Annotated in this window: 23 protein-coding genes, 2 tRNA genes and 1 pseudogene; 18 read left to right on the forward strand and 8 right to left on the reverse strand. The window is 69.4% G+C overall.

All coding sequences use genetic code 11. The annotated features are described in order from the left end of the window. Positions 1-5: 5 nt before the first annotated feature. The 4 genes and pseudogenes from yidC to rpmH form a co-directional block, all read right to left on the reverse strand. Positions 6-965 (reverse strand): membrane protein insertase YidC, encoded by a 960-nt coding sequence (gene yidC / locus AVP42_RS07135; RefSeq protein WP_067947539.1) that lies wholly within the window; start codon positions 963-965, stop codon positions 6-8. A 231-nt stretch (positions 966-1,196) separates the two neighbouring features. Continuing rightward, positions 1,197-1,523: pseudogene (yidD, locus tag AVP42_RS16860) on the reverse strand (membrane protein insertion efficiency factor YidD); the annotation flags it as partial. After that, on the reverse strand, positions 1,486-1,893 hold the full coding sequence (gene rnpA / locus AVP42_RS07145) for a ribonuclease P protein component (RefSeq protein ID WP_082847063.1): 408 nt from the start codon (positions 1,891-1,893) through the stop codon (positions 1,486-1,488). The pseudogene yidD and the gene rnpA, both read right to left, overlap by 38 nt. Positions 1,894-1,900: 7 nt before the next feature. After that, entirely contained in the window at positions 1,901-2,038 is a 138-nt protein-coding gene (gene rpmH / locus AVP42_RS07150; RefSeq protein WP_067947540.1) for a 50S ribosomal protein L34, read from the reverse strand. A gap of 408 nt (positions 2,039-2,446) precedes the next feature. Here rpmH and dnaA point away from each other — a divergent pair, with 408 nt between their 5' ends. From dnaA to AVP42_RS07215, 13 genes are all read left to right on the forward strand, one after another. After that, positions 2,447-3,913, forward strand: coding sequence for a chromosomal replication initiator protein DnaA (gene dnaA, locus AVP42_RS07155; protein WP_067947542.1), 1,467 nt, complete (start codon positions 2,447-2,449; stop codon positions 3,911-3,913). Positions 3,914-4,389: 476 nt separating this feature from the next. Continuing rightward, the gene (gene dnaN / locus AVP42_RS07160) at positions 4,390-5,544 is read left to right on the forward strand and encodes a DNA polymerase III subunit beta (protein WP_067947543.1); all 1,155 of its coding nucleotides are present in this window, start codon (positions 4,390-4,392) and stop codon (positions 5,542-5,544) included. 62 nt (positions 5,545-5,606) lie between these two features. Beyond that, on the forward strand, positions 5,607-6,833 hold the full coding sequence (gene recF, locus AVP42_RS07165; protein WP_067947545.1) for a DNA replication/repair protein RecF: 1,227 nt from the start codon (positions 5,607-5,609) through the stop codon (positions 6,831-6,833). After that, a complete protein-coding gene (locus tag AVP42_RS07170; protein WP_067947547.1) occupies positions 6,826-7,305 on the forward strand; it encodes a DUF721 domain-containing protein in 480 nt (159 codons plus the stop codon). Before recF ends, AVP42_RS07170 begins: the two co-directional genes overlap by 8 nt. Positions 7,306-7,428: 123 nt before the next feature. Then, positions 7,429-9,423 (forward strand): DNA topoisomerase (ATP-hydrolyzing) subunit B, encoded by a 1,995-nt coding sequence (gyrB, locus tag AVP42_RS07175; protein WP_067947548.1) that lies wholly within the window; start codon positions 7,429-7,431, stop codon positions 9,421-9,423. 82 nt (positions 9,424-9,505) lie between these two features. After that, on the forward strand, positions 9,506-12,028 hold the full coding sequence (gene gyrA / locus AVP42_RS07180; RefSeq protein WP_157356758.1) for a DNA gyrase subunit A: 2,523 nt from the start codon (positions 9,506-9,508) through the stop codon (positions 12,026-12,028). A 5-nt stretch (positions 12,029-12,033) separates the two neighbouring features. Beyond that, positions 12,034-12,438, forward strand: a complete 405-nt coding sequence (locus AVP42_RS07185; protein ID WP_067947550.1) for a DUF3566 domain-containing protein — start codon at positions 12,034-12,036, stop codon at positions 12,436-12,438. Between the two features lie 67 nt (positions 12,439-12,505). Beyond that, a tRNA-Ile gene (locus AVP42_RS07190) sits at positions 12,506-12,579 on the forward strand. Positions 12,580-12,619: 40 nt separating this feature from the next. Beyond that, positions 12,620-12,692: transfer RNA gene (locus AVP42_RS07195), tRNA-Ala, on the forward strand. A 71-nt stretch (positions 12,693-12,763) separates the two neighbouring features. Then, positions 12,764-13,663: a polysaccharide deacetylase family protein gene (locus AVP42_RS07200; RefSeq protein WP_067947551.1), complete on the forward strand. Its 900-nt coding sequence runs from the start codon at positions 12,764-12,766 to the stop codon at positions 13,661-13,663. 116 nt (positions 13,664-13,779) lie between these two features. Continuing rightward, a complete protein-coding gene (locus tag AVP42_RS07205; RefSeq protein WP_067947553.1) occupies positions 13,780-13,998 on the forward strand; it encodes a hypothetical protein in 219 nt (72 codons plus the stop codon). A 115-nt stretch (positions 13,999-14,113) separates the two neighbouring features. Continuing rightward, complete coding sequence (locus tag AVP42_RS07210; protein ID WP_067947555.1) at positions 14,114-14,908, forward strand: hypothetical protein; 795 nt, start codon at positions 14,114-14,116, stop codon at positions 14,906-14,908. 12 nt (positions 14,909-14,920) lie between these two features. Further along, positions 14,921-15,364, forward strand: coding sequence for an NUDIX hydrolase (locus tag AVP42_RS07215; protein ID WP_067947557.1), 444 nt, complete (start codon positions 14,921-14,923; stop codon positions 15,362-15,364). An 85-nt stretch (positions 15,365-15,449) separates the two neighbouring features. Here the strand turns inward: AVP42_RS07215 and AVP42_RS07220 are convergent, their stop codons facing one another. Together AVP42_RS07220 and AVP42_RS07225 are read right to left on the reverse strand one after the other, a co-directional pair. After that, on the reverse strand, positions 15,450-15,695 hold the full coding sequence (locus AVP42_RS07220) for a hypothetical protein (RefSeq protein WP_067947563.1): 246 nt from the start codon (positions 15,693-15,695) through the stop codon (positions 15,450-15,452). 578 nt (positions 15,696-16,273) lie between these two features. Continuing rightward, positions 16,274-16,822, reverse strand: coding sequence for a hypothetical protein (locus tag AVP42_RS07225; RefSeq protein WP_082847089.1), 549 nt, complete (start codon positions 16,820-16,822; stop codon positions 16,274-16,276). Positions 16,823-16,943: 121 nt separating this feature from the next. Here AVP42_RS07225 and AVP42_RS07230 point away from each other — a divergent pair, with 121 nt between their 5' ends. Both AVP42_RS07230 and AVP42_RS07235 read left to right on the forward strand, forming a co-directional pair. Then, the gene (locus AVP42_RS07230; protein WP_067947568.1) at positions 16,944-17,483 is read left to right on the forward strand and encodes a peptidylprolyl isomerase; all 540 of its coding nucleotides are present in this window, start codon (positions 16,944-16,946) and stop codon (positions 17,481-17,483) included. A 10-nt stretch (positions 17,484-17,493) separates the two neighbouring features. Further along, on the forward strand, positions 17,494-18,351 hold the full coding sequence (locus AVP42_RS07235) for a rhomboid family intramembrane serine protease (RefSeq protein ID WP_082847065.1): 858 nt from the start codon (positions 17,494-17,496) through the stop codon (positions 18,349-18,351). A 222-nt stretch (positions 18,352-18,573) separates the two neighbouring features. Here the strand turns inward: AVP42_RS07235 and AVP42_RS07240 are convergent, their stop codons facing one another. Then, on the reverse strand, positions 18,574-18,813 hold the full coding sequence (locus AVP42_RS07240) for a cell division protein CrgA (RefSeq protein ID WP_067947572.1): 240 nt from the start codon (positions 18,811-18,813) through the stop codon (positions 18,574-18,576). 71 nt (positions 18,814-18,884) lie between these two features. On the opposite strand from AVP42_RS07240, the gene AVP42_RS07245 reads away from it, so the two are divergent. The 3 genes from AVP42_RS07245 to AVP42_RS07250 are packed head-to-tail and all read left to right on the forward strand — an operon-like array spanning position 18,885 to position 20,515. After that, positions 18,885-19,706: a class E sortase gene (locus AVP42_RS07245; protein WP_067947574.1), complete on the forward strand. Its 822-nt coding sequence runs from the start codon at positions 18,885-18,887 to the stop codon at positions 19,704-19,706. A 3-nt stretch (positions 19,707-19,709) separates the two neighbouring features. Next, positions 19,710-19,868 (forward strand): hypothetical protein, encoded by a 159-nt coding sequence (locus tag AVP42_RS16650; protein WP_197466980.1) that lies wholly within the window; start codon positions 19,710-19,712, stop codon positions 19,866-19,868. After that, on the forward strand, positions 19,865-20,515 hold the full coding sequence (locus tag AVP42_RS07250; protein ID WP_067947575.1) for an aminodeoxychorismate/anthranilate synthase component II: 651 nt from the start codon (positions 19,865-19,867) through the stop codon (positions 20,513-20,515). The genes AVP42_RS16650 and AVP42_RS07250 overlap by 4 nt, the downstream gene beginning before the upstream one ends. On the opposite strand, the gene pknB is transcribed toward AVP42_RS07250, so the two are convergent. Beyond that, positions 20,500-22,176 carry a Stk1 family PASTA domain-containing Ser/Thr kinase gene (pknB, locus tag AVP42_RS07255; protein ID WP_157356759.1) on the reverse strand — a complete coding sequence of 559 codons (1,677 nt, stop codon included), beginning with the start codon at positions 22,174-22,176 and terminating at the stop codon, positions 20,500-20,502. The genes AVP42_RS07250 and pknB overlap by 16 nt on opposite strands. Positions 22,177-22,196: the final 20 nt, after the last annotated feature.

The raw sequence follows: 22,196 nt of genomic DNA on the forward strand, positions 1-22,196 counted from the left end.
CGGGGTCACTTCCTCTTCTTCTTCGCGCGGTTCTTGCTGACCGGCTGCTGACGCTGGGTGGTCTTCTTCTCGGGTTCGTCCGAGGTGGTGCCATCCGTCGGACCGTCGACGACGAGCTTGCCCTTCTTGGCCAGGCGAGCTTCACGCGCCTTGGCGGCCTCGCTGCCGGGGGTCGGCATGTTGCGGATGACGATGAACTGCTGACCCATGGTCCAGAAGTTCGAGACGAGCCAGTAGAACATGACGCCGAGCGGGAAGGCGACACCCGAGACGGCGAACACGAGGGGGAGCAGGTAGAGCAGGATCCGCTGCTGGCGGAACATGGGGCTCGCCTTGGTCTCCGGCGACATGTTCTTCGAGACGATCTGCAGCTGCGTGATGAACTGCGACGCGGTCATCAGGATGATCATGACGACGGCCACGACCATGACCTGCCACGGTCCGCCGGCGTTCATCGCCTCGATGAAGGTCGCCTTGAGCGGCGCCCCGAGGAACGTTGCGTTCGCGAACGACTCGGCGAGCTCGGGGGTGAGGACGCCGACACCGCCGCGCTCGGCGTTGCGCGAGGCGTCGTTCAGCACCGAGAAGAGGCCGAAGAAGATCGGCATCTGCAGCAGCAGCGGGAGGCAGGACGAGAGCGGGTTCGTGCCGGTCCGCTTGTAGAGGTCCATGGTCTCGCGAGACATGGCCTCGCGCGAGAACTGGTCCTTCTTGCCCTTGTACTTGTCCTGGATCTTCTTCAGCTGCGGCGCGACCTCGAGCATGCGGCGCTGGCTCTTGATCTGTCGCACGAAGATCGGGATGAGCGCGGCACGGACGACGATGACGAGGCCGACGATCGAGAGCACCCACGTGATGCCGGCCTCGAAGGGCAGGCCCACGAACGTCCACAGCGAGTGGAACGCGACGAGGATCAGCTCGATGACCCATTTGATGGGCCAGAGGATGATGCTGAAGATGTCCATTGGAGCGGGTCAGTCCTTTCGGGACATGGGGGAGAGGTCCTGGTCCGCGGCGTCGCGGGTGACGGATGCCGCAGCAGAGGGATCGGCGACGGCGTGCGCGTGCCCCGCGTGGCCCCCGACGGGCCCGGTGGCGACTCCGCCCGCCGCGGTGGCGGCAGCACGTCGGCGCCCGTGGCGGACGCGCCGGACGTGGCGTGCTTCGCTCGGCGCAGCGGGGGCCCACCCGGCGGGGATCACGAACCCGAAGCGGGTGAGGTGGAACCGACGCACGCGCGGCATGGGCACGTCGTCGACGCCGCCGCGCGACCATGGGTTGCAGCGGACGATCCGCCAGGCGGTGAGGGCGGATCCGATCACCAGTCCGCGGTGCTGCACCGCGCCCAGTCCGTACGCGGAGCACGACGGGTAGTAGCGGCAGACGTCGCCGTAGAGGGGCGAGACCACGGCGCGGTAGGCGCGGATGAGCACGACGCCCACGTTGCGGGGCAGGAGCCAGACGAACCAGGCGAGGTCTCGCACGTCACGCGTCTTTCGCTGCGAGGGGATGGGCTGCGGCATCCGCTGCGATGGCGGGTCGCGAGCGGGAGGCGGACCGCCGCTCGTGCACCTGGAGTGCCGAGACCACGTCGGCCCGGAGGGCGTGGAAGTCGGCGTCGGCCGCCGTGGGCAGCGCGCGCACGACGACGTCGATGGCGGAGACGCCGCCGTCGACGAGCTCGCGGCACGCGGCCTTCAGCCGGCGGCGCACGAGGTTGCGCCGCACGGCCGAGCCGACCTTCTTGGAGACGATGAAGCCGAAGCGCGCGTCGGTGCCCGACTCCCGTGAGCGGAGGTAGCTCACGGTGTGGGCACCGGCGACCTTCGCACCACGGCGCACGATGGACCGGTAGTCATCGGCGCTCGTGACGCGATTCGCTTTGGCGAGCACCGATCGCTTACGCGGAGAGTTCGGTGCGGCCCTTGGCGCGGCGGGCCGACAGGATGGCGCGGCCGGCGCGCGTGCGCATGCGGGCGCGGAAGCCGTGCTTGCGGGCGCGGCGGCGGTTGTTGGGCTGGAACGTACGCTTGCTCATTCTTCTTCTCCGGCTTCAGGGATCTCCTCGACGGGCGCGTCAACGGTGCGCCGGCGGGAAAACTCGGTGCCCGAAAGGGCTGCGGTCAACTGATTAAAACTACGGCCTGCGGATGCGGCGGTCAAACCGAGCGCACCCCGAACCGGATATTCTCCACCGATCCCCAGCTTGCCACGCGGAACGACACGCCCGCGCGTCGTGGATCCGCCGATCGGCATTTGTCGGGGGCACTCGCATTCGCTAGCGTGTGAACCCAGTTATCCCCAGCCTGTGCGGCGGAATCTCGCGCTTCTCGCAACTTCGCTCACAGGCCGTGGAGAACGCTGTGAACAGAGCCTTCGGGCCGCTCCACCTGTCGTTCGGGGGAGCGACGAGCGGCCGGACGACGGTGCGAGATTGCGGGGAGCGATGACAGAACAGCCCATTTCCGACACGTGGGCGACGGTCCTCGACCGGTTGTCGGGAGATGAGGCGATCACGCCGATGCTCCAGGGCTTCCTGAACCTGGTGGAGCCGAAGGGCATCGCGGCGGGCACGTTCTACCTCGAGGTCCCGAACGACTTCACAGCGAGCATGCTCAACCAGCGCATGCGCGTCTCCCTCCTCTCCGCGATGAGCGCGATCGACGCGCCGTCGCCGGTGACCTCGTTCTACGTCGTCGTGAATCCCGAGCTGGAGGACGTGCGGCCGTCGGTCGATCACGCCGGCCCGGGCGGAGCGCTCGGAGATGGCGCGGGGCTCGGGGGCGTGGCATCCGACGGCCTGCCCGACCCGGTGGAGCTGCCGGCGTCGCACCAGTCGGTGTTCGACAGTCCGACGAACCCCGACCGTCCGCGTGATGCGCGCCTGAACCCGAAGTACTCGTTCGACAGCTTCGTCATCGGCCAGTCGAACCGCTTCGCCCACGCCGCGGCGGTCGCCGTGGCCGAGGCCCCCGCGAAGGCCTACAACCCGCTGTTCATCTACGGCGACTCGGGCCTCGGCAAGACGCACCTCCTGCATGCCATCGGCCACTACGCGATGAGCCTCTATCCCGGCATCCGCGTTCGGTACGTGTCGTCGGAGGAGTTCACGAACGACTTCATCAACTCGATCGCGAACAACCGCGGTTCGCTCTTCCAGCAGCGCTACCGCAACATCGACATCCTGCTGATCGACGACATCCAGTTCCTGCAGGGCAAGGCGGAGACGCAGGAGGCGTTCTTCCACACGTTCAACACGCTGCACGACCACAACAAGCAGGTCGTGATCACGAGCGACGTGCCGCCGAAGCACCTGACCGGCTTCGAGGACCGCATGCGCAGCCGGTTCGAGTGGGGCCTCATCACCGATGTGCAGGCGCCCGACCTCGAGACCCGCATCGCGATCCTGCGCAAGAAGGCGCAGAACGAGCGCCTCCAGGTGCCCGACGACATCCTCGAGTACATGGCGTCGAAGGTGTCGAGCAACATCCGCGAGCTCGAGGGCACGCTGATCCGGGTGACGGCGTTCGCGAGCCTGAACCGCACGCCGGTCGACATGCCGCTCGTGCAGACGGTGCTGAAGGACCTCATCACGGATGACACCGACAACGTCGTCGCGCCGGTCGACATCATCACGGCGACGGCCGAGTACTTCAAGCTCACGGTCGACGACCTGTACGGGTCGAGCCGGTCCCAGGCGGTCGCGACAGCGCGGCAGATCGCGATGTACCTCTGCCGTGAGCTCACGAGCCTGAGCCTGCCGAAGATCGGGCAGCTGTTCGGCAACCGCGACCACACGACGGTGATGTACGCGAACAAGAAGATCTCGGAGCTCATGAAGGAGCGTCGCTCGATCTACAACCAGGTGACCGAGCTCACCGCGCGCATCAAGCAGCAGGCCCGCTTCCGCTGATCGCGTCCGTAGAGCGGATGCCGCCGGCATCCGATCGCCCCTCGACACCGCCGCACGAGCGGGGTCGACCGGGCCCCGTTCGGCATACCTGCGAAACGCCTGAGCCAATTCCACACAGGTGTGGACAATCTGTGGATTGTTAACGAGCAACCCCGTCGCGACTGTGCACACCCTGCGTCGACCTGTGTAGAACTCCGAACACGCGTCGGAGACGTCGAGGCCTCGCCACGGGGATCTCCACACACCGTGCACAGCCCGGACGGGCCGCTCGGCCCGCCGTTCCGGGCATCTCCGAACGCCATCCACAGTTTCCACACCGGTTAACACCGTTAAGAGACACATGGTTAATCCGAGGCGTCCGACAACCTCGGACAGCGGCGCTCCGCTTCGGGCGCGTGCGTGCGGAAATGCCCCGCGTCCGGAGTGACCGTGCGGATAGCATGGGAGCCATCCAGCACCTCCACGACGGGAGAACCGTGAAGTTCCAGGTCAATCGCGACGTCTTCAGTGAGGCCGTGTCCTTCGCCGTCAAGCTGCTCCCGCAGCGCACGACCCTGCCGATCCTGTCGGGGGTGCTGATCCAGGCGAACGACGACGGCCTCGTCCTCTCCTCGTTCGACTACGAGGTGTCGTCGCGCACCGAGATCAAGGCCGACGTCGAGGAGCCCGGCACCGTCCTGGTCTCCGGGCGACTGCTGGCCGAGATCGCCGGCCGCCTGCCGAACGCCCCGGTGAAGGTGTCGACCGAGGAGTCGCGCATCTCGGTGACGTGCGGCTCGGCGAGCTTCACCCTCCTCTCGATGCCGGTCGAGGAGTACCCCTCGATCCCCGAGATCGGTGAGCAGACCGGGCTCGTGCCGGCGGAGGAGTTCGCCTCGGCCGTCTCGCAGGTCGCGGTCGCCGCGTCGCGTGACGACGTGACCCCGGTCATCACCGGCGTGCAGCTCGAGGTGCGCGACAACAACGTCAGCCTCGTCGCGACCGACCGGTACCGGGTCGCGATCCGCGAGATCGAGTGGGACGGCGGCGGCGTGGCCGGCGAGGGCGTCGACGCCCTGACCGCGCTCGTGCCCGCACGCACGCTGCAGGAGGTCGGAAAGACCTTCGGCCACTCCGGCAACCTCTCCATCGCGATCACGAGCCGCGACGACCGCGAGCTCATCGCGTTCTCGGCCGACCGGAAGACCGTCACGAGCCTGCTCATCAAGGGCAACTTCCCGCCCGTGCGCCGGCTGTTCCCCGAGACCGTCGACAACTACGCCGTGATGAACACGGCCGAGCTCATCGAGGCGACCCGACGCGTCGCGCTCGTGCTCGAGCGCGAGGCCGCGCTCCGCTACACGTTCACGGCCGACGGCCTCACCCTCGAGGCGATCGGTTCGGAGCAGGCCCAGGCGTCGGAGTCGATCGACGCGATCCTCACCGGTGACGAGACCGTCGTCTCGCTGAAGCCGCAGTTCCTGCTCGACGGCCTGCAGGCGGTGCCGAGCGAGTTCGTGCGCATCTCGTTCACCAAGACCGAGAACCCGAACAAGCCCGGTCCGGTGCTCATCACGAGCCAGACCTCGCGCGAGCAGGCGGGCGCCGACAGCTACCGCTACCTGCTGCAGCCGAACCTCCTCCTGCGCTGACCGCCGGCGGCGATGTCCGCGGGGCCGGGTAGCGTGGTGGTTCGCAGGAAGGGAGCCGCATCGTGCACGTCGCCAGGCTCTCGCTCACCGATTACCGCAACTACCGCACGGCCGAGCTCGCGTTCGAGCCGGGCGCGACGGTCATCGTCGGCCGCAACGGCCAGGGCAAGACGAACTTGGTCGAGTCGATCGGCTACCTCGCCACACTCGGCTCGCACCGGGTCTCGAGCGACCAGGCGCTGATCCGCGCGGGTGCCGACGCGGCGGTGGTGCGCGCCGTCCTGACGCACGGCGGTCGCGAGGTGCTCCTCGAGCTGCAGCTCAACCGCCAGGGTGCGAACCGGGCGCAGGTGAACCGCGCCGCGGCGAAGCCGCGCGACCTGCCACGGTACGCCCACACCGTCCTGTTCGCTCCGGAGGACCTGGCGATCGTCCGCGGCGAGCCGTCGGTGCGCCGCCGCATGCTCGACGGCCTGCTCGTGCAGCGCATCCCGCGCCTGGCGGGGGTCATGGCCGACTACGAGCGCGTGCTCAAGCAGCGCAACTCGCTGTTGAAGAGCGCCCGCGCCCGTGGTCTCGCCGCAGCGCAGCTCACGACGCTCGACATCTGGGATGAGCGCCTCGTCGGCCTCGGCGCCGAGCTCATCGATCGCCGCCTCGAGCTCGTCGACGAGCTCCGCGAGCCGCTCGCCGCCGCCTACCGCTCGATCGTCGATGCCGACCACCGCCCCGAACTCCAGCCCGTCCTGTCGATCGACGGTGCCGATCCCGACGACGAGACGACGGATGCCGCATCCGGTAGGACCGCGACGGGCCTCGAAGCCGCCGCCGACCGGCCCAGCACGGCCGAGCGGTTCGCCGCCGCGCTGACGGCGCTGCGGCGCCGCGAGCTCGAGCGCGGGGTCACCCTCGCCGGTCCGCACCGCGACGACGTCCTCCTGCTGCTCAACGGCCTGCCCGCGAAGGGCTATGCGAGCCACGGCGAGTCCTGGTCGTTCGCGCTCGCGCTCCGGCTCGCGTCGGCCGAGCTGCTCCGCCGGGACTCGGCCACGGGCGATCCGGTCCTGGTGCTCGACGACGTGTTCGCCGAACTCGACCGTCGCCGGCGCGAGCGGCTGGCGGCGGCGATCGGCAAGTACGAGCAGGTGCTGATCACCGCGGCCGTGCTGGAAGACGTGCCCGAACCCCTGGCGGGCCGCGTGATCCACATCGACGCGGGCCGCGTGGTCGATGCGCCGACGGATCCGGGCGCCGACGTCACGCTCGAGGCGGAGGCGTCCGGTGTCTGAGGCGGCGCGCACCTACCAGCACTTCCGCGAGATCTTCGGCGGTGAGCCCCGGATCCGGCCGGGCCGCGCCCGCACGCGCCAGCGCGAGGCCGCCGGCAGCGAGCCGTTCGCGCCCGGACGCGACCCGAAGCCGCTCGGTGCGACGATCGACGCCCTCACCGCGCAACTCGGCTGGAGCGGTCCGCTGTCGCAGCACGAGCTGCTCGCGACGTGGCCCGACATCGCCGGGCCCGAGATCGCGCAGCACTCCGAGCCGATCGCGATCGAGGGCGGGATGCTGCAGGTGCGCTGCGAGTCGACGGCGTGGGCGACCCAGTTGCGGATGATGCGATCGGAGCTGCTTCGCGCGATCGCCGAGCGGTACCCGAACGCGGGTGTGGAGAACATCCGCTTCCAAGGGCCGGACGCCCCCACCTGGAAAAGGGGTCCCAGATCGGTTCCAGGGCGTGGTCCGCGCGACACCTACGGTTGAGAGGGCAAAATCGGTCACTCGGGCGCTCACGAGGCCGCAGATCGGCGCGGAGCGCCTTGGACCGGTCGCGTTGTTGATAGGATCAAGGGTCGCCAGAACGACGGTTTGGAGCCCGATTCACCCATGACAGCGGAACCGACGAAGGCCCAGCAGACGCCGGAATACGGCGCCGACGCGATCCAGGTTCTCGAGGGCCTCGAAGCGGTCCGCAAGCGGCCGGGTATGTACATCGGCTCGACGGGTCCGCGCGGCCTGCACCACCTCGTGTACGAGATCGTCGACAACTCGGTCGACGAGGCGCTCGCGGGTCACTGCGACACCATCGACGTCACGATCCTCGCCGACGGCGGGGTCCGCGTGGTCGACAACGGCCGCGGCATCCCCGTCGACATCCACAAGACCGAGGGGCGCTCGACCGTCGAGGTCGTGCTCACGGTGCTCCACGCCGGCGGCAAGTTCGGCGGCGGCGGGTACGCGGTCTCCGGCGGCCTCCACGGCGTCGGCTCGTCGGTCGTCAACGCACTCTCGTCGCGCCTCGAGGTCGAGGTCAAGCGCCAGGGCCACGTGTGGCGCCAGTCCTACACGGTCGGCGTGCCCGACGCACCGCTCGAGCAGGGCGAGACGACGGATGCCACGGGCACCTCGATCACCTTCTGGCCGAGCGAGGACATCTTCGAGACCGTCGAGTTCGACTACGAGACGCTCCGCGCGCGCTTCCAGCAGTACGCGTTCCTCAACAAGGGGCTCCGCATCAACCTCACCGACCTGCGCGAGATCTCGCAGCTCTCGGACGGCGAGGAGGACGAGCAGGGCCACCGCCACGACAGCTTCCTGTACGAGCGCGGCCTGGTCGACTACGTCGAGTACCTCAACCGCTCCAAGAAGACCGACCTCGTCAACGACGAGATCATCTCGTTCGAGGCGGAGGACACCGAGCGCCACATCGCTCTCGAGGTCGCGATGCAGTGGACCACGGCCTACACGGAGTCGGTGCACACCTACGCCAACACGATCAACACCCATGAGGGCGGCACCCACGAGGAGGGCTTCCGCGCGGCGCTCACGACGCTCGTGAACCGGTACGCGCGCGAGAAGAACCTCCTGAAGGAGAAGGACGCGAACTTCTCCGGCGAGGATGTCCGCGAGGGGCTCACCGCCGTCATCTCGGTCAAGCTCTCCGAGCCGCAGTTCGAGGGGCAGACGAAGACGAAGCTCGGCAACACCGAGGCCAAGTCGTACGTGCAGCGCGTGACGAGCGAGCAGCTCGGCGACTGGTTCGACCGCAACCCGAACGCGGCCAAGGAGGTCATCCGGAAGGCGCTTCAGGCGGCGACCGCGCGCCTGGCGGCGCGCAAGGCGCGCGAGGCGACCCGGCGCAAGGGCCTGCTCGAGTCGGGCGGCATGCCGGGCAAGCTGAAGGACTGCCAGTCGAAGGACCCGTCGATCTCCGAGATCTTCATCGTCGAGGGCGACTCGGCCGGCGGCTCGGCCGTCCAGGGCCGCAACCCCGAGACGCAGGCGATCCTCCCGATCCGCGGCAAGATCCTCAATGTCGAGCGCGCGCGGCTCGACCGGGCCCTCGCGAACGCCGAGGTGCAGGCGATGATCACGGCCTTCGGCGCCGGGCTCGGCGAGGACTTCGACCCCGAGAAGGTCCGGTACCACAAGATCGTCCTCATGGCCGACGCGGATGTCGACGGCCAGCACATCACGACGCTGCTGCTCACGCTGCTCTTCCGCTACATGCGGCCGCTCATCGAGCTCGGCTACGTGTACCTCGCGCAGCCGCCGCTGTACCGCATCAAGTGGTCCAACGCCGACCACGAGTACGTCTTCTCCGACCGCGAGCGCGACGCGCTGCTCGAGGACGGGCTGGCGCAGGGCAAGCGGATCCCGAAGGACAACGCGGTGCAGCGCTACAAGGGTCTCGGCGAGATGAACCACCAGGAGCTCTGGGACACGACGATGAACCCGGAGACCCGCACCCTCCTGCAGGTCACCATGGACGACGCGGCCGCGGCCGACGAGATCTTCTCGACCCTGATGGGCGACGACGTGGAGTCGCGCCGCAGCTTCATCCAGAAGAACGCGAAGGACGTGCGCTTCCTTGACATCTGACATCGTGAACCCGGGCGCCGACGAGAACGGCGAGGGCAACGGCATCCACGGTCGCATCGACCAGGTCGACCTCCAGCTCGAGATGCAGCGGTCGTACCTCGACTACGCCATGAGCGTCATCGTCGGGCGCGCGCTGCCCGACGTGCGCGACGGCCTGAAGCCCGTGCACCGCCGCGTCATCTACGCGATGTACGACGGCGGGTACCGGCCCGACAAGGCGTTCTCGAAGTGCTCGCGTGTCGTCGGCGACGTCATGGGCCAGTTCCACCCGCACGGCGACACGGCGATCTACGACGCGCTCGTCCGCCTCGTGCAGCCGTGGTCGATGCGCTACCCGCTGGCGCTCGGCCAGGGCAACTTCGGTTCGCCCGGCAACGACGGCGCGGCGGCGCCCCGGTACACCGAGACGAAGATGGCCCCGCTCGCGCTCGAGATGGTGCGCGACATCGAGAAGGACACCGTCGACTTCGGCGACAACTACGACGGTCGCACGCAGGAGCCGACGATCCTGCCGTCGCGCTTCCCGAACCTGCTCGTCAACGGCTCGGTCGGCATCGCGGTCGGCATGGCGACCAACATCCCGCCGCACAACCTGCGCGAGGTCGCGGCCGGCGCCCAGTGGTACCTCGAGCACCCGGATGCCACGCGCGAGGAGCTGCAGGAGGCGCTGATCCAGCGCATCAAGGGGCCCGACTTCCCGACGGGCGCCCAGATCCTCGGCACCCGCGGCATCCTCGACGCCTATCGCACGGGCCGCGGCTCGATCACAATGCGCGCCGTGGTCAACGTCGAGGAGATCCAGGGCCGCACGTGCCTCGTGGTCACCGAACTGCCATACCAGGTGAACCCCGACAACCTGGCGATCAAGATCGCCGACCTCGTGAAGGACGGCAAGCTCAGCGGCATCGCCGACATCCGCGACGAGTCGTCGGGTCGCACCGGCCAGCGACTCGTGATCGTGCTGAAGCGCGACGCGGTGGCCAAGGTCGTGCTGAACAACCTGTACAAGCACACGCAGCTGCAGGACAACTTCGGCGCGAACATGCTCGCGATCGTCGACGGCGTGCCGCGCACGCTGCCGATCGACGGCTTCATCGCCCACTGGGTCGACCACCAGATCGAGGTCATCGTCCGACGCACCCGGTACCTCCTCAAGGAGGCCGAGGCGCAGGCGCACATCCAGCGCGGGTACGTGAAGGCGCTCGACGCGCTCGACGAGGTCATCGCGCTCATCCGCCGGTCGCCCGACGTCGACGAGGCCCGCACGGGGCTGATGGAGCTCCTCGACGTCGACCAGCTCCAGGCCGACGCGATCCTGGCCATGCAGCTGCGTCGCCTCGCGGCCCTCGAGCGACAGAAGATCATCGACCGCCTCGCCGAGCTCGAGGAGCAGATCGCCGAGTACCAGGCGATCCTCGCCGACGAGTCCCGCCAGCGCGGACTCGTCTCCGACGAGCTCGCCGAGATCGTCGACAAGTTCGGCGACGAGCGCCGCACGCACATCGTGCCCGGCTTCGACGGCGACATGTCGATGGAGGACCTCATCCCCGAGGAGGAGATGGTGGTCACGGTCACGCGCGGCGGCTACGTCAAGCGCACGCGCAGCGACAACTACCGGTCGCAGCACCGTGGCGGCAAGGGCGTCAAGGGTGCGCAGCTGCGAGCGGATGACGTCGTGGACCACTTCTTCGTCACGACCACCCACCACTGGCTGCTGTTCTTCACCAACCAGGGCCGCGTGTACCGGGCGAAGACGTACGAGGTGCAGGAGGGCGGCCGCGACGCCAAGGGCCAGCACGTCGCCAACCTCCTCGAGCTGCAGCCCGACGAGCAGATCGCCGAGATCCTCGACATCCGCGACTACGAGGTCGCGAAGTACCTCGTCCTCGCGACGCGCGACGGCCTCGTGAAGAAGACCGAGCTGACCGCGTACGACACCAACCGCTCGCGCGGCGTCATCGCGATCAACCTCCGCGAGGGCGACGAGCTCGTCTCCGCGATGCTGGTCGACGAGCACGACGAGATCCTGCTCGTCTCGAAGAAGGGCATGTCGCTCCGCTTCGAGGCGACGGATGACGCGCTCCGCCCCATGGGGCGCGCCACGTCGGGCGTGAAGGGCATGAGCTTCCGCGCCGGCGACGAGCTGCTCGCGGCATCCGTCGTGCCGGGGTCGACCGAGGCCGAGGCCGCCGAGGCCGCCGCGGCGCCGCCGGACGCGTCGGGCCAGAAGACGAGCCCCTCCGACGCGTACGTGTTCATCGTCACCGAGGGCGGCTATGCCAAGCGCACCCGCGTCGAGGAGTACCGCAAGCAGCAGCGAGGCGGACTCGGCATCAAGGTGGCCAAGCTGAACGACGATCGCGGCACGCTCGCCGGCGCGCTCATCGTCTCGCGCAACGACGAGGTGCTCGTGGTTCTTGCCAGCGGCAAGGTGGTACGCTCTGACGTCGCCGAGGTCCCCGCCAAGGGCAGGGACACGATGGGCGTGGTCTTCGCGAAGTTCGTCGCCGATGATCGCATCATCGCCATCGCGAAGAATTCCGAGCGGAATCTCGCGGAGGAGGCCGCCGAGACCGATGCGGCCGAGACCGCGGGAGAGGAGTGACCGTCATGAGTAGCGTCGCCGACAAGCTGGCCAAGAAGACCAACCGCAAGCCCCCGGGCAAGCAGGTGCGCCTGCGCCTGGTGTACATCGACTTCTGGTCGGCGGTGAAGCTGTCCTTCCTGGTCGCCGTGTGCCTCGCGGTGGTGAACATCGTGGCGTCGTTCCTCGTCTTCACGGTGCTGAGCTCGACCGGCATCTTCGAGCAGGTGAACAGCCTGGTCCAGGATGTCGCGGGCGCCGGCACCGACCTGCGCACGTTCTTCTCGCTCGGCAACGTGATGGGCTTCGCGGTCATCGTGTCGCTGCTGAACCTCGTCGTGACGACCGCCCTCGGCGCCGTCGTGGCGGTGCTGTACAACCTCAGCGTGAAGATCACGGGCGGCATCCTGGTCGGCTTCACCAACAGCTGATCGACCGGCTTCGGCTCGATTCGGAGATTCCCGCAGGGTCGGGTAGTCTGTCCTTCGGCCGAAATTCGGGGCTATAGCTCAGGCGGTTAGAGCGCTTCGCTGATAACGAAGAGGTCCCAGGTTCAAGTCCTGGTAGCCCCACTCCGATAACTCCACAACCGGATGCCACGCCATCCGCCTCGGGGCCTTAGCTCAGTTGGTAGAGCGCCTGCTTTGCAAGCAGGATGTCAGGAGTTCGAATCTCCTAGGCTCCACACTCCGTCGGCATGGCCGACCTCCCTCGCGGGAGTGCGACCTTCCGGCAGTCATCGATGACGAGGCCCCTGTGACGCTCTCCCGACGCACCGCCCTCACATGGATCGCGGCCTCGACCGCCGTCGCGACGCTCGGTGCCTGCGCCCCGCAGCCCTCCAGCGGATCCGCCGCGCCGACCCCGTCGCCGTCGGGCGGGGCGCGCCCCACGCCCACGCCGACCCCGACGCCCACGCCGACTCCGACGGTCCCCGCGCCCCCGGACCTCGCGGCGATCGAGGAGCGCTACCGCACCGCGGTTCCGGCCGAGTGGGGCCTCCACGTGACGGGCGTGGTGAACCGGGCACCGGAGGGCAGCACGGCGATCGCGCTCACGTTCGACGGCTGCGGCGGGTCCGGTGGCAGCGGGGTCGATCTCACCCTCATCGATGCGCTGCGCCGGCGGGAGGTCCCGGCGACCCTCTTCCTCAACCTCCGTTGGATCGAGGCGAACCCCGAATTCGCCCGGGAGCTCGCCGCGGTGCCCTTCTTCGAGCTGGCCAACCACGGCACCGTCCACCGCCCGCTCTCCGTGAACGGTCGCTCCGCGTACGGCATCCAGGGCACGGGCTCGGTGCGCGAGGTCATCGACGAGGTGTGGACCAACCACCAGGCGCTCACCGAGCTCGTCGGGCGCCCGCCCCGCTGGTTCCGATCGGGCACTGCGCACTACGACGAGGTGGCCGTCCGCATTGTCGGGGATCTCGGCGAGACGGTCGTGGGGTTCGACGTCAACGGCGATGCCGGTGCGACGTTCGACGCCGGCACGGTCGAGGCATCCGTTCGATCGGCCACGCCGGGGTCGATCGTCATCGCGCACCTGAACCAGCCGTCGTCGGGCACGGCCCGGGGCATCGACGCCGCGCTCGACCGCATGCTCGCCGACGGGGCGGTCTTCGGCTTCCCCGACGGCGCCGTACGACTCGCGCCGTGACCCGGGCGGAGTCGCCCTCCGAAGAATTTCCCATTCAGGTGCATCCGTTTCCGCGGTTCCGTCGGAAGTACTGGATGACGGGTGAACACGCACCCGACGACAGAAGGGGAAGTCCAATGAAGCGCATTCTCGCCACCGGATTCATCGCCGGACTCGCCACGTTCGGCTTCGCCGGCGCCGCGCACGCCGCACCCGCCGACGCCGCGTGCTTCGGCCAGATCCACAAGACCCTCAACACCGAGGGCGCGCTCGGCTTCAACGGCGTCGGGGAGGTCGTCAAGGCAGCGGGCGGCCAGGGCAAGAACGAGACTGCGCGCGGGATCTGCGCAGGCTGACCGCACCCCTGACGCGCGATGCACCGTCGTCGGCGGCCCGGAATCCACACATCCGGGCCGCCGTCGGCGTCTCGGAACGCCGATGACGTCGCCGCCGGTTGATACGGTCGTCGTCATGGGCACCGGCTCGCCGTCGTCGGGGCGCGCACGGGCGATCGCCGACCGGCTCCGCGCGGCCGGGAGCGTGTTCGCCGAGGAGGAGGCCGCCATCCTGCTCGATGCGGCGAGGGATGACGCCGAGCTCGCCTCGCTCGTCGCCCGCCGCGTCGCAGGTGAGCCGATCGAGCCGCTCGTGGGCTGGGTCCGCTTCGGTCCGCTCCGCCTCGAGGTCGGACCGGGCGTGTTCGTTCCGCGCCAGCGCTCGCTGCTGCTGGCGCGCGCCGCCGTGCGGATCGTGCGGGCGCAGGACGAGCCGGTCGTGCTGGAGCCCTTCTGCGGCGTCGCCCCGATCGCGGCCACGGTGGCCGCCGCGGTTCCGACGGCCGAGATCCACGTCACGGACGTCGACGCGACACCGCTCCGGTTCGCGCGACGGAACCTGCCGTCCGGCGCGCAGGTGTACCAGGGCGCCGGGCTCGCGCACCTTCCCATGGCGCTTCGCGGTCGGGTCTCGCTCGCGGCATCCGTGCCGCCGTATGTGCCCGAGCGCGAACGACATCTCGTGCCCCGAGAGGCGCTCGAGCACGAGCCGCCGGCTGCGCTGTTCGCCGGCGCGGACGGCCTCGATCACGTCTGCGATCTCGTGGCCGGGCTCGCCGTGTGGCTGCGCCCGGACGGACGGGCGCTCATCGAGGTGCACCGGTCGCAGTGGAGCGCCGCCGCCGAGCATGCGCGGGCGCAGGGGTGGCGCGCATCGCGTCGCACCGGCTCGGACGGCCAGACGGTGCTCCTCGATCTGCGGGCCGGGTAATACAGTGGCGGGATGGACATCCGCATCGCCGCGTACGGGGTCATCATCCGCGACGATGCCATCCTGCTCTCCCACTGGAACGAGCACGGGCGTTCGGCGTGGACCCTGCCCGGCGGGGGGATCGAGCTGCCCGAGCATCCCTACGACGCCGCGATCCGCGAGATCCGGGAGGAGACGGGCTACGACGCCGAGATCGAGCGGCTCCTGGGAATCGACACGATGGTGGTGCCCGCGGCGAGACGGCACCACGGTTCGGCTCCGCTCTACGCGATGCGGGTCGTCTACCGCGCGCGCGTGACCGGCGGCGAACTGCGCAACGAGGTCGGCGGCTCGAGCGACGAGGCCCGCTGGTTCCCGCTCGACGAGGTGCGGAACCTGACCCGGGTGAGCCTGCTGGACATCGCCCTGCGCATGAACGACGAGCAACCCGCCTCCGGCATCCTGCCGAAGCGCTGAGCGCGCCGGCCCCGGAGACGGCGACGGCCCCGTCCGGCGGGCGGACGGGGCCGTGCGATCGGGTCCTGCACGGTGGCCATGACGATCAGAGCGTCCGGGCCAGTAGGGCGAGGGTGGTGAAGTTCGACTCGCGCAGGCGGTCGGCCTCGCGCTGGAGCTCGGCGCTACGGCGCGGGTCCTCGCGGAGGCGACGTGCCTCGGAGGCCCGGCTCCACGCCAGGAGCGCGAGGCCCGCACGGCGCGCGAGGCGCTCCTGCAGGCGGCCGGCTCCGGCTCGAACGGCGTGCGCCGGTTGAGCGGTCGAACGTTGGGCGGTGAGTGCGGTGTTCACGGTGGTGTCCTTCTTCGGAGGTGGTGCGAACGGATGGCGCGCGCGGCAACGCGCACCGGGAGGAGACGAGCGGGAGCCCCGGGACGTCGCGCGGCGGCATCCGTCGTCGGCATGGACGCGGAGGAGCCGCTCGGATCGAGTCGAGGGGAGTGGCCGGCGGCTCGAGGCGTCGGGAGACGCGGAGCGATGAGCGGATGCCGGTGCGACGGGCGCTGCTCAGGAACGAGCGAGCATCGTCAGGCGGGTGCGGACCCTGCGGTCAGCGCGCGAGCGCGAACGGTCAGCAGGCCGCGAAGGGGGCGCCGAGGAAGGCGACCTCAGCGCGGATCGGGGTGTGCGTGTGCCGGATCATCATGTGGGTCTCGCCTCCTCTCGTTTGCCGTCGTGGCGGGCCGAGAGACGACATTAGCGGGAACCGCGAACGGATTGCAAGGGAATTCCCAGAATCTGGCGAAATCGCCCCACTGACGCCTCGAGTTCGTGCTCGAGTGCGAGCCGGAGCGCGTACGCGAGCGTGCCCCGAACACGGCGAAGGCCCCCGCCCGGATGGGCGAGGGCCTTCGAGAAACCGTGGTGCGTCAGATCACCGGCGACGGGCTGGCTTCGGAGCCGGCCGTGCTCGATGCCGACGGCATCGGCTCGTCGTCGGCGACCCACAGCTCGTCGTCGGCGCGGAACGTCTGCCAGACCGCGTAGGCCACACCGGCCGCGGCGATCACTCCGGCCCCGATGGCGAGGTACGTACCCACGCCGGGACCCTGCTTCTGCTTCACCACCGCAGCGGCACGCGGCGACACGCGCGCGAGCGCGCGGCGGACCCGCGTGTCGTTGGCGACGTCGCCGACGGACATGATCGCGCCCAGTGCCGTGCCGAGCGCACGCTCGGCGGTCTGGCCGGCGCCTCGGGCGACCGTGCGGGCCTGGTCGAGGCCCGGACGGACGTAGCTCTCGTAGCCCGTGCGCACTCGCGGAACGACCTCCTCCTGCGCGAGCAGGTTCAGCTGGTGGCTCGCCTCGCGGGCCACCTTGGCCGCCTGGTCGAGCACGTCCTGCTGGCCCCCCCACAGTTCCTCTGCACTGCTGCGCAGCCGCTTGAGTTCCTTCCGGCGCTTGCGTGACAGGCTCATCTCGACCTCCATCGTTGTGCAGCGAACTCCTCCATCCTGCCACCGAACCGGCTGGATGTGGGGTGGGAGTACGGGGGGTTGCATACCGCGCGGCGAATCCCCACGTGCGAGAATCGACGTCATGCCGAATCCCACCGCAGTCGCGACGATCACCACCAACCACGGCGACATCAAGGTCGATCTCTACGGCCACCACGCCCCCAAGACCGTCGAGAACTTCATCGGCCTCGCGACGGGCGAGATCGAGTGGACCCACCCCGCCACCGGCCAGAAGTCCACCGACCCGCTGTACGACGGCGTCATCTTCCACCGCATCATCCCCGGCTTCATGATCCAGGGCGGCGACCCGCTCGGTCAGGGCGTGGGCGGCCCGGGCTACCGGTTCGACGACGAGATCCACCCCGAGCTCGACTTCTCCGAGCCCTACGTCCTGGCCATGGCGAACGCCGGCATCCAGGGCGGTCGCGGCACGAACGGCTCGCAGTTCTTCATCACGGTCGGCCCGACCACGTGGCTGCACGGCAAGCACACCATCTTCGGCAAGGTGACGGATGCCGCGAGCCAGGCCGTGGTCGACAAGCTCGCCGCCGTGCCGACCGACGGCCGCGACCGTCCGCTCGACGACGTCGTGATCGAGAAGATCACGGTCGACCGCCGCTGAGTCCCCGACGGTGAGCGACGCGGCGCCCGAGCGCGAGAGCTTCTGCTACCGGCATCCGGACCGCCAGAGCTTCGTGCTCTGCCAGCGGTGCGGCCGCACGATCTGCGGTGAGTGCCAGACGCCGGCTCCGGTCGGGGTGATCTGCCCGGAGTGCATGCGCGAGCAGCGCGCGACGGCGCCGCGGACCAAGCCGGCCGTGCTGACGCGGGCGCGGTCGGCCGCGGAGCGCGGGGCGCCCGTCGTCACCTACTCGATCATCGGCGTGACGCTGGTGGTCTTCGTGCTGCAGCTCATCCCGGGGTTGGCGGTCACCGAGCGGCTGGCATACGCCGGGGTGTATTCGGTGCCCGGCAACCTCGAACCGTGGCGCATGCTGTCGGTTCTCCTGGTCCACTCAAGGGACTTGATCTTCCACGTCGCCCTGAACATGTACACGCTGTGGATCTTCGGCCAGCTGCTCGAGGGCGTGCTCGGGCGGTGGCGGTTCCTGGCGCTGTACCTCATCTCGGGGTTCGCGGGCTCGGTCGCCGTGCTGTGGCTCGCCGACCCGCTCACGGGCGTCGTCGGCGCCTCGGGGGCGATCTTCGGCCTCATGGGCGCGTTCCTCGTCATCCAGCGCCGCCTCGGCGGCAACGCGACCCAGCTGCTCATCCTCGTGGGCATCAACCTCGTCATCGGGTTCGTGCCGGGCTTCAACATCTCGTGGCAGGCCCACCTCGGCGGCCTCATCGGCGGCGCCCTCGTCGGTCTCATCTACGTCGAGACGCGCAAGCGCGACCAGCGCGGGCTCCAGGTCGGCCTGCTCGCGGCACTGGTGGCCGTGCTGGTGGTGCTCTCGCTGCGGTACTTCTACTTTTCGCTCTTCTGAGCGGGGTGCGGCCTCCGAGCCGGGGTTATCCACAACGCTGTCCACAGTTGGGGAGAGTTACACCGGTGTGATTCCGAACATCGTCCGGAAATCCGCGTTTTCCCGGCGTCCACAGCTTGTGGATGGTGTGGAGAACCCTGTGGATGATGTGGATAACACTGTGCAGAGATACGACGAAGGGGGCGGATGCCGCAGCATCCGCCCCCTTCGTATCGTCGCCGGTCAGCGCCAGCGTGTGGTCATCAGGAAGCCGATGAAGGCGATGCCGAACCCGACCAGGATGTTCCACGACCCGAGGTCGGCCACCGGAAGCGCACCCTGGCTCACGTAGAACACGATAATCCAGAGGAGGCCGAGCAGCATGAACCCGAACATGACGGGCTTGAACCAGACGGGATTCGGCGCGTCCTCGCCGCTCGGCTGCTCCGCGCGAGCGGGCTTCGAAGAATTCGTGCGTGCCATGCCCGAGATTCTAGTCGATCCGCCGCGGGCACTCGGAGACCGCACATCCGAGGGCGAATAGAATCGCCCGTATGCCCGGAGGCCTGATCGAGGACCGGGTCGATCCCGCCGACGCCGAGGAACGGCCCGAGCCATCCGGCGCGCCCGAACCCGCGCGATCCCGGGTGAGCTTCGTCGGCGTCCTCGGCGAACTCCTCGTCACGGCCGGCGTCCTCATCCTGCTCTTCCTGGGTTGGCAGCTCTGGTGGAACGACGCCATCATGGCGTCGCAGCAGTCGGATGCGGCATCCGTGCTCTCCTCGGAGTGGCGCGAACAGGCGCGGGCCCAGCACGGCGACACCCCGGCGCCGTCGCCCGAGGGCTACGGCGACCCCGTCGTCGACACCACCGCGTACGGCAACGGCGAGGCCTTCGCGGTCATGTACGTGCCGCGGTTCGGCGAGAACTCCCAGCGCGGGATCGCCGAGGGCATCGGCCTCGACGTGCTCAACAGCTTCCAGCTCGGGGTCGGCCACTACCCCGGAACGCAGATGCCCGGCGAGGTGGGCAACTTCGCCATCGCCTCGCATCGCAGCGCGTACGGCGGCGGAATGCACGAGATCGAGCAGCTGCAGCTCGGCGACGGCATCTTCATCCAGACGCGCGACGGCTGGTACACCTACCGGTTCCGCGACTTCGAGTACGTCACGCCCGACACGGTCGACGTGCTCGCCCCCGTGCCGCACCGACCGGACCTCCAGCCCACGGACCGCATCATCACGCTCACGAGCTGCAACCCCCTCTACTCGACGGCCGAGCGCATCATCGCGTACGGCGTCCTCGAGTCGTGGCAGCCCATCAGCGCCGGCCCGCCGGACGAGATCGCCGCCCAGGTCGCGGCGTGGGGGGAGTAGGACGTGTACGCAGCGCTCTGGCGCATCCTTCCCGGACCCGTCTGGGTCCGCATCCTGCTGCTCGCGGTGATCGCCGCCGCAGTGGTGTTCGCGCTGTTCACCTGGGTCTTCCCCTGGCTGGACGGCATCGTCAACCCAATCGACGTCACGGTGGAGCAATGACCCGGATCCTCGTCATCGACAACTACGACAGCTTCGTCTACACGCTGAACGGCTACCTGCAGGAGCTCGGCGCCGAGACCGAGGTCGTCCGCAACGACGACATCGCCGTGGCGGACGTCGCCGCACGCATCGCCGAGTACGACGGCGTCCTCATCTCGCCCGGGCCGGGCAAGCCCGCCGACGCGGGCGTCTCGATCCCCGTGGTCGACGCCGCGCTCGAGGCGGGGCAGCCGCTGCTCGGCGTGTGCCTCGGGCACCAGGCGATCGCGGAGGCGTTCGGGGCGACGGTCACGAACGCCGAGGAGCTCATGCACGGCAAGACGTCGCGCATCGTGCACGACGACAGCGCGTTCTACGCGGGCGTGCCGCAGCCGTTCACGGCGACCAGGTACCACTCGCTCGCCGTCGTGGACGGCACCGTGCCGAGCGACCTCGTGGTGACCAGCCGCACGCAGGGCGGGGTCATCATGGGACTCCGGCATGAGTCCGCGCCGATCCACGGCGTCCAGTTCCACCCGGAGTCGGTGCTGACCGAGGGCGGCTACCGCATGCTCGGCAACTGGCTCGCCGACACCGGACTCGCCGAGGCGTCCGAGCGCGCACGCGCGCTGAACCCGCTCGTCAGGGTCGCTCAGCCCGCGCAGTAGACGAGCTCGACCTCGGACTTCTGCGGCACGTCGCCGGGCGCCAGCGACTGGCGCACGACCGGCGACCCGGCCTGCGACGGGCAGTCCGGATCGGGCACGGGCACGGGCGTGAGCTGCAGCGTGGAGGAGCCGAGGTACGACGAGGCGGCCTGCAGCGACTGGCCGGTGAGGTCGGGCAGCGTGACGTTGCCGCTCGAGACCGTGAAGTTGACCGTCGATCCGGTCTCGACCGAGGCGCCGGCCTCCGGATCGGTGCCGAGCACCGTGCCCGCTGCGACGGTCGGAGAGTTCTGCCGTGTCTCGCTTCCGGCCACCAGTCCCGCGCCCTCGAGGTCGGCCTTGGCCTCCTCGAGCGTCTTGTTCACGACATCCGGGACCGCGACCGCCTCGCGACCCGTCGAGATGAACACCCGGATCGGCGTGCCCGTGTCGACGATCTCGCCCTCGGCGGGCTCGGTCCGGATCACCTCGCCCGCGGGCACGGTGTCGTTCGTCTCGTCGATCCGCGTCGCGGGGAGCGTCAGCGCCTGCAGTTCGTTCGCCGCCTCCTCCCACGTCGCGCCGGCGAGCGAAGGCACTTGCCTCGCGTTCGACGGCAGGTCGTCGGCGGGCTGGAGGTTGAAGGCCCAGTACATGACCGCGACGACGATGACGACGACCGCGATGATGCCCGACCAGATCCAGATCGCCGGTGGGCGCCGCTGCGTGCGCGTCATCGTGTCGTCCTCGGCGAGCTGGCGCAGGGCCAGCTCGGACGTCGACAGCGACCCGGTGTCGGTGCCGAAGAACAGCGCCGTCTCGTCGACCTTCCGCTTCACGGGCACCCGGCCCGCCGCCGCCTCCTCGACCTCGGCCCGGAACTCCGCGGCGGTCTGGTAGCGGATGTCGCGGTCCTTCGCGAGCGCGTGCAGGACCACGACATCGAGGGCGGGCGAGACCTTGGGGTTGATGACGCTCGGCTTGACCGGCCGCTCGCTCACGTGCTGGTACGCGACCGCGACCGGGGTGTCGCCGCGGAAGGGCGGACGCCCGGTCAGCATCTCGAAGAGCACGACGCCGGTGCTGTAGAGGTCGGTGCGCGCGTCGACCGGTTCGCCCTTCGCCTGCTCGGGCGAGAAGTACGAGGCCGTGCCGAGGATCGCGGTGGTCTGCGCGACCGTCGTGGCGGAGTCGGAGACCGCACGCGCGATGCCGAAGTCCATCACCTTCACCTGGCCGGTGGTCGTGATCATGATGTTGCCCGGCTTGATGTCGCGGTGCACGACCCCGGCGCGATGCGAGTACTCCAGCGCGGTGAGGACGCCCTCGATGACGCGCGCCGCCGCGAGCGGCTCGAGCGGGCCCTCGTGGATGATGTCCTTCAGCAGCCGGCCCTCGACGTACTCCATGACGATGAAGGGCAGCTGCACCTCATGACCGGAGCGGTCGAGCACCGTCTCCTCGCCGGCGTCGAAGACGCGCACGATGGTCGGATGCGCCATCCGTGCGGCCGACTGCGCCTCCTGCCGGAACCGCATGCGGAACGACGGGTCGGTTGCGAGCTGGGGCTTCAGCAGCTTGATCGCGACCTGTCGGCCGAGGCGCGTGTCGGTGCCCTCGTGGACGTCGGCCATGCCACCGCGCCCGATGAGCGCACCCACGCGGTATCGACCCGCGAGCATGCGACCTTCATCGTTCACGG

Origin of the sequence: Agromyces sp. NDB4Y10, from assembly GCF_001620055.1 — a bacterium.
Taxonomy (GTDB): Bacteria; Actinomycetota; Actinomycetes; order Actinomycetales; family Microbacteriaceae; genus Agromyces; species Agromyces indicus.

Bases quoted from the DNA above. Each gene is read 5' to 3' on its own strand.
- yidC (WP_067947539.1), bottom strand. From the start codon at position 965: ATGGACATCTTCAGCATCATCCTCTGGCCCATCAAATGGGTCATCGAG.
- rpmH (WP_067947540.1), bottom strand. From the start codon at position 2,038: ATGAGCAAGCGTACGTTCCAGCCCAACAACCGCCGCCGCGCCCGCAAG.
- dnaA (WP_067947542.1), top strand. From the start codon at position 2,447: ATGACAGAACAGCCCATTTCCGACACGTGGGCGACGGTCCTCGACCGG.
- gyrB (WP_067947548.1), top strand. From the start codon at position 7,429: ATGACAGCGGAACCGACGAAGGCCCAGCAGACGCCGGAATACGGCGCC.
- gyrA (WP_157356758.1), top strand. From the start codon at position 9,506: ATGCAGCGGTCGTACCTCGACTACGCCATGAGCGTCATCGTCGGGCGC.
- AVP42_RS07185 (WP_067947550.1), top strand. From the start codon at position 12,034: ATGAGTAGCGTCGCCGACAAGCTGGCCAAGAAGACCAACCGCAAGCCC.
- AVP42_RS07205 (WP_067947553.1), top strand. From the start codon at position 13,780: ATGAAGCGCATTCTCGCCACCGGATTCATCGCCGGACTCGCCACGTTC.
- AVP42_RS07210 (WP_067947555.1), top strand. From the start codon at position 14,114: ATGGGCACCGGCTCGCCGTCGTCGGGGCGCGCACGGGCGATCGCCGAC.
- AVP42_RS07215 (WP_067947557.1), top strand. From the start codon at position 14,921: ATGGACATCCGCATCGCCGCGTACGGGGTCATCATCCGCGACGATGCC.
- AVP42_RS07225 (WP_082847089.1), bottom strand. From the start codon at position 16,822: ATGAGCCTGTCACGCAAGCGCCGGAAGGAACTCAAGCGGCTGCGCAGC.
- AVP42_RS07230 (WP_067947568.1), top strand. From the start codon at position 16,944: ATGCCGAATCCCACCGCAGTCGCGACGATCACCACCAACCACGGCGAC.
- AVP42_RS07240 (WP_067947572.1), bottom strand. From the start codon at position 18,813: ATGGCACGCACGAATTCTTCGAAGCCCGCTCGCGCGGAGCAGCCGAGC.
- AVP42_RS07245 (WP_067947574.1), top strand. From the start codon at position 18,885: ATGCCCGGAGGCCTGATCGAGGACCGGGTCGATCCCGCCGACGCCGAG.
- AVP42_RS07250 (WP_067947575.1), top strand. From the start codon at position 19,865: ATGACCCGGATCCTCGTCATCGACAACTACGACAGCTTCGTCTACACG.
- pknB (WP_157356759.1), bottom strand. From the start codon at position 22,176: ATGCTCGCGGGTCGATACCGCGTGGGTGCGCTCATCGGGCGCGGTGGC.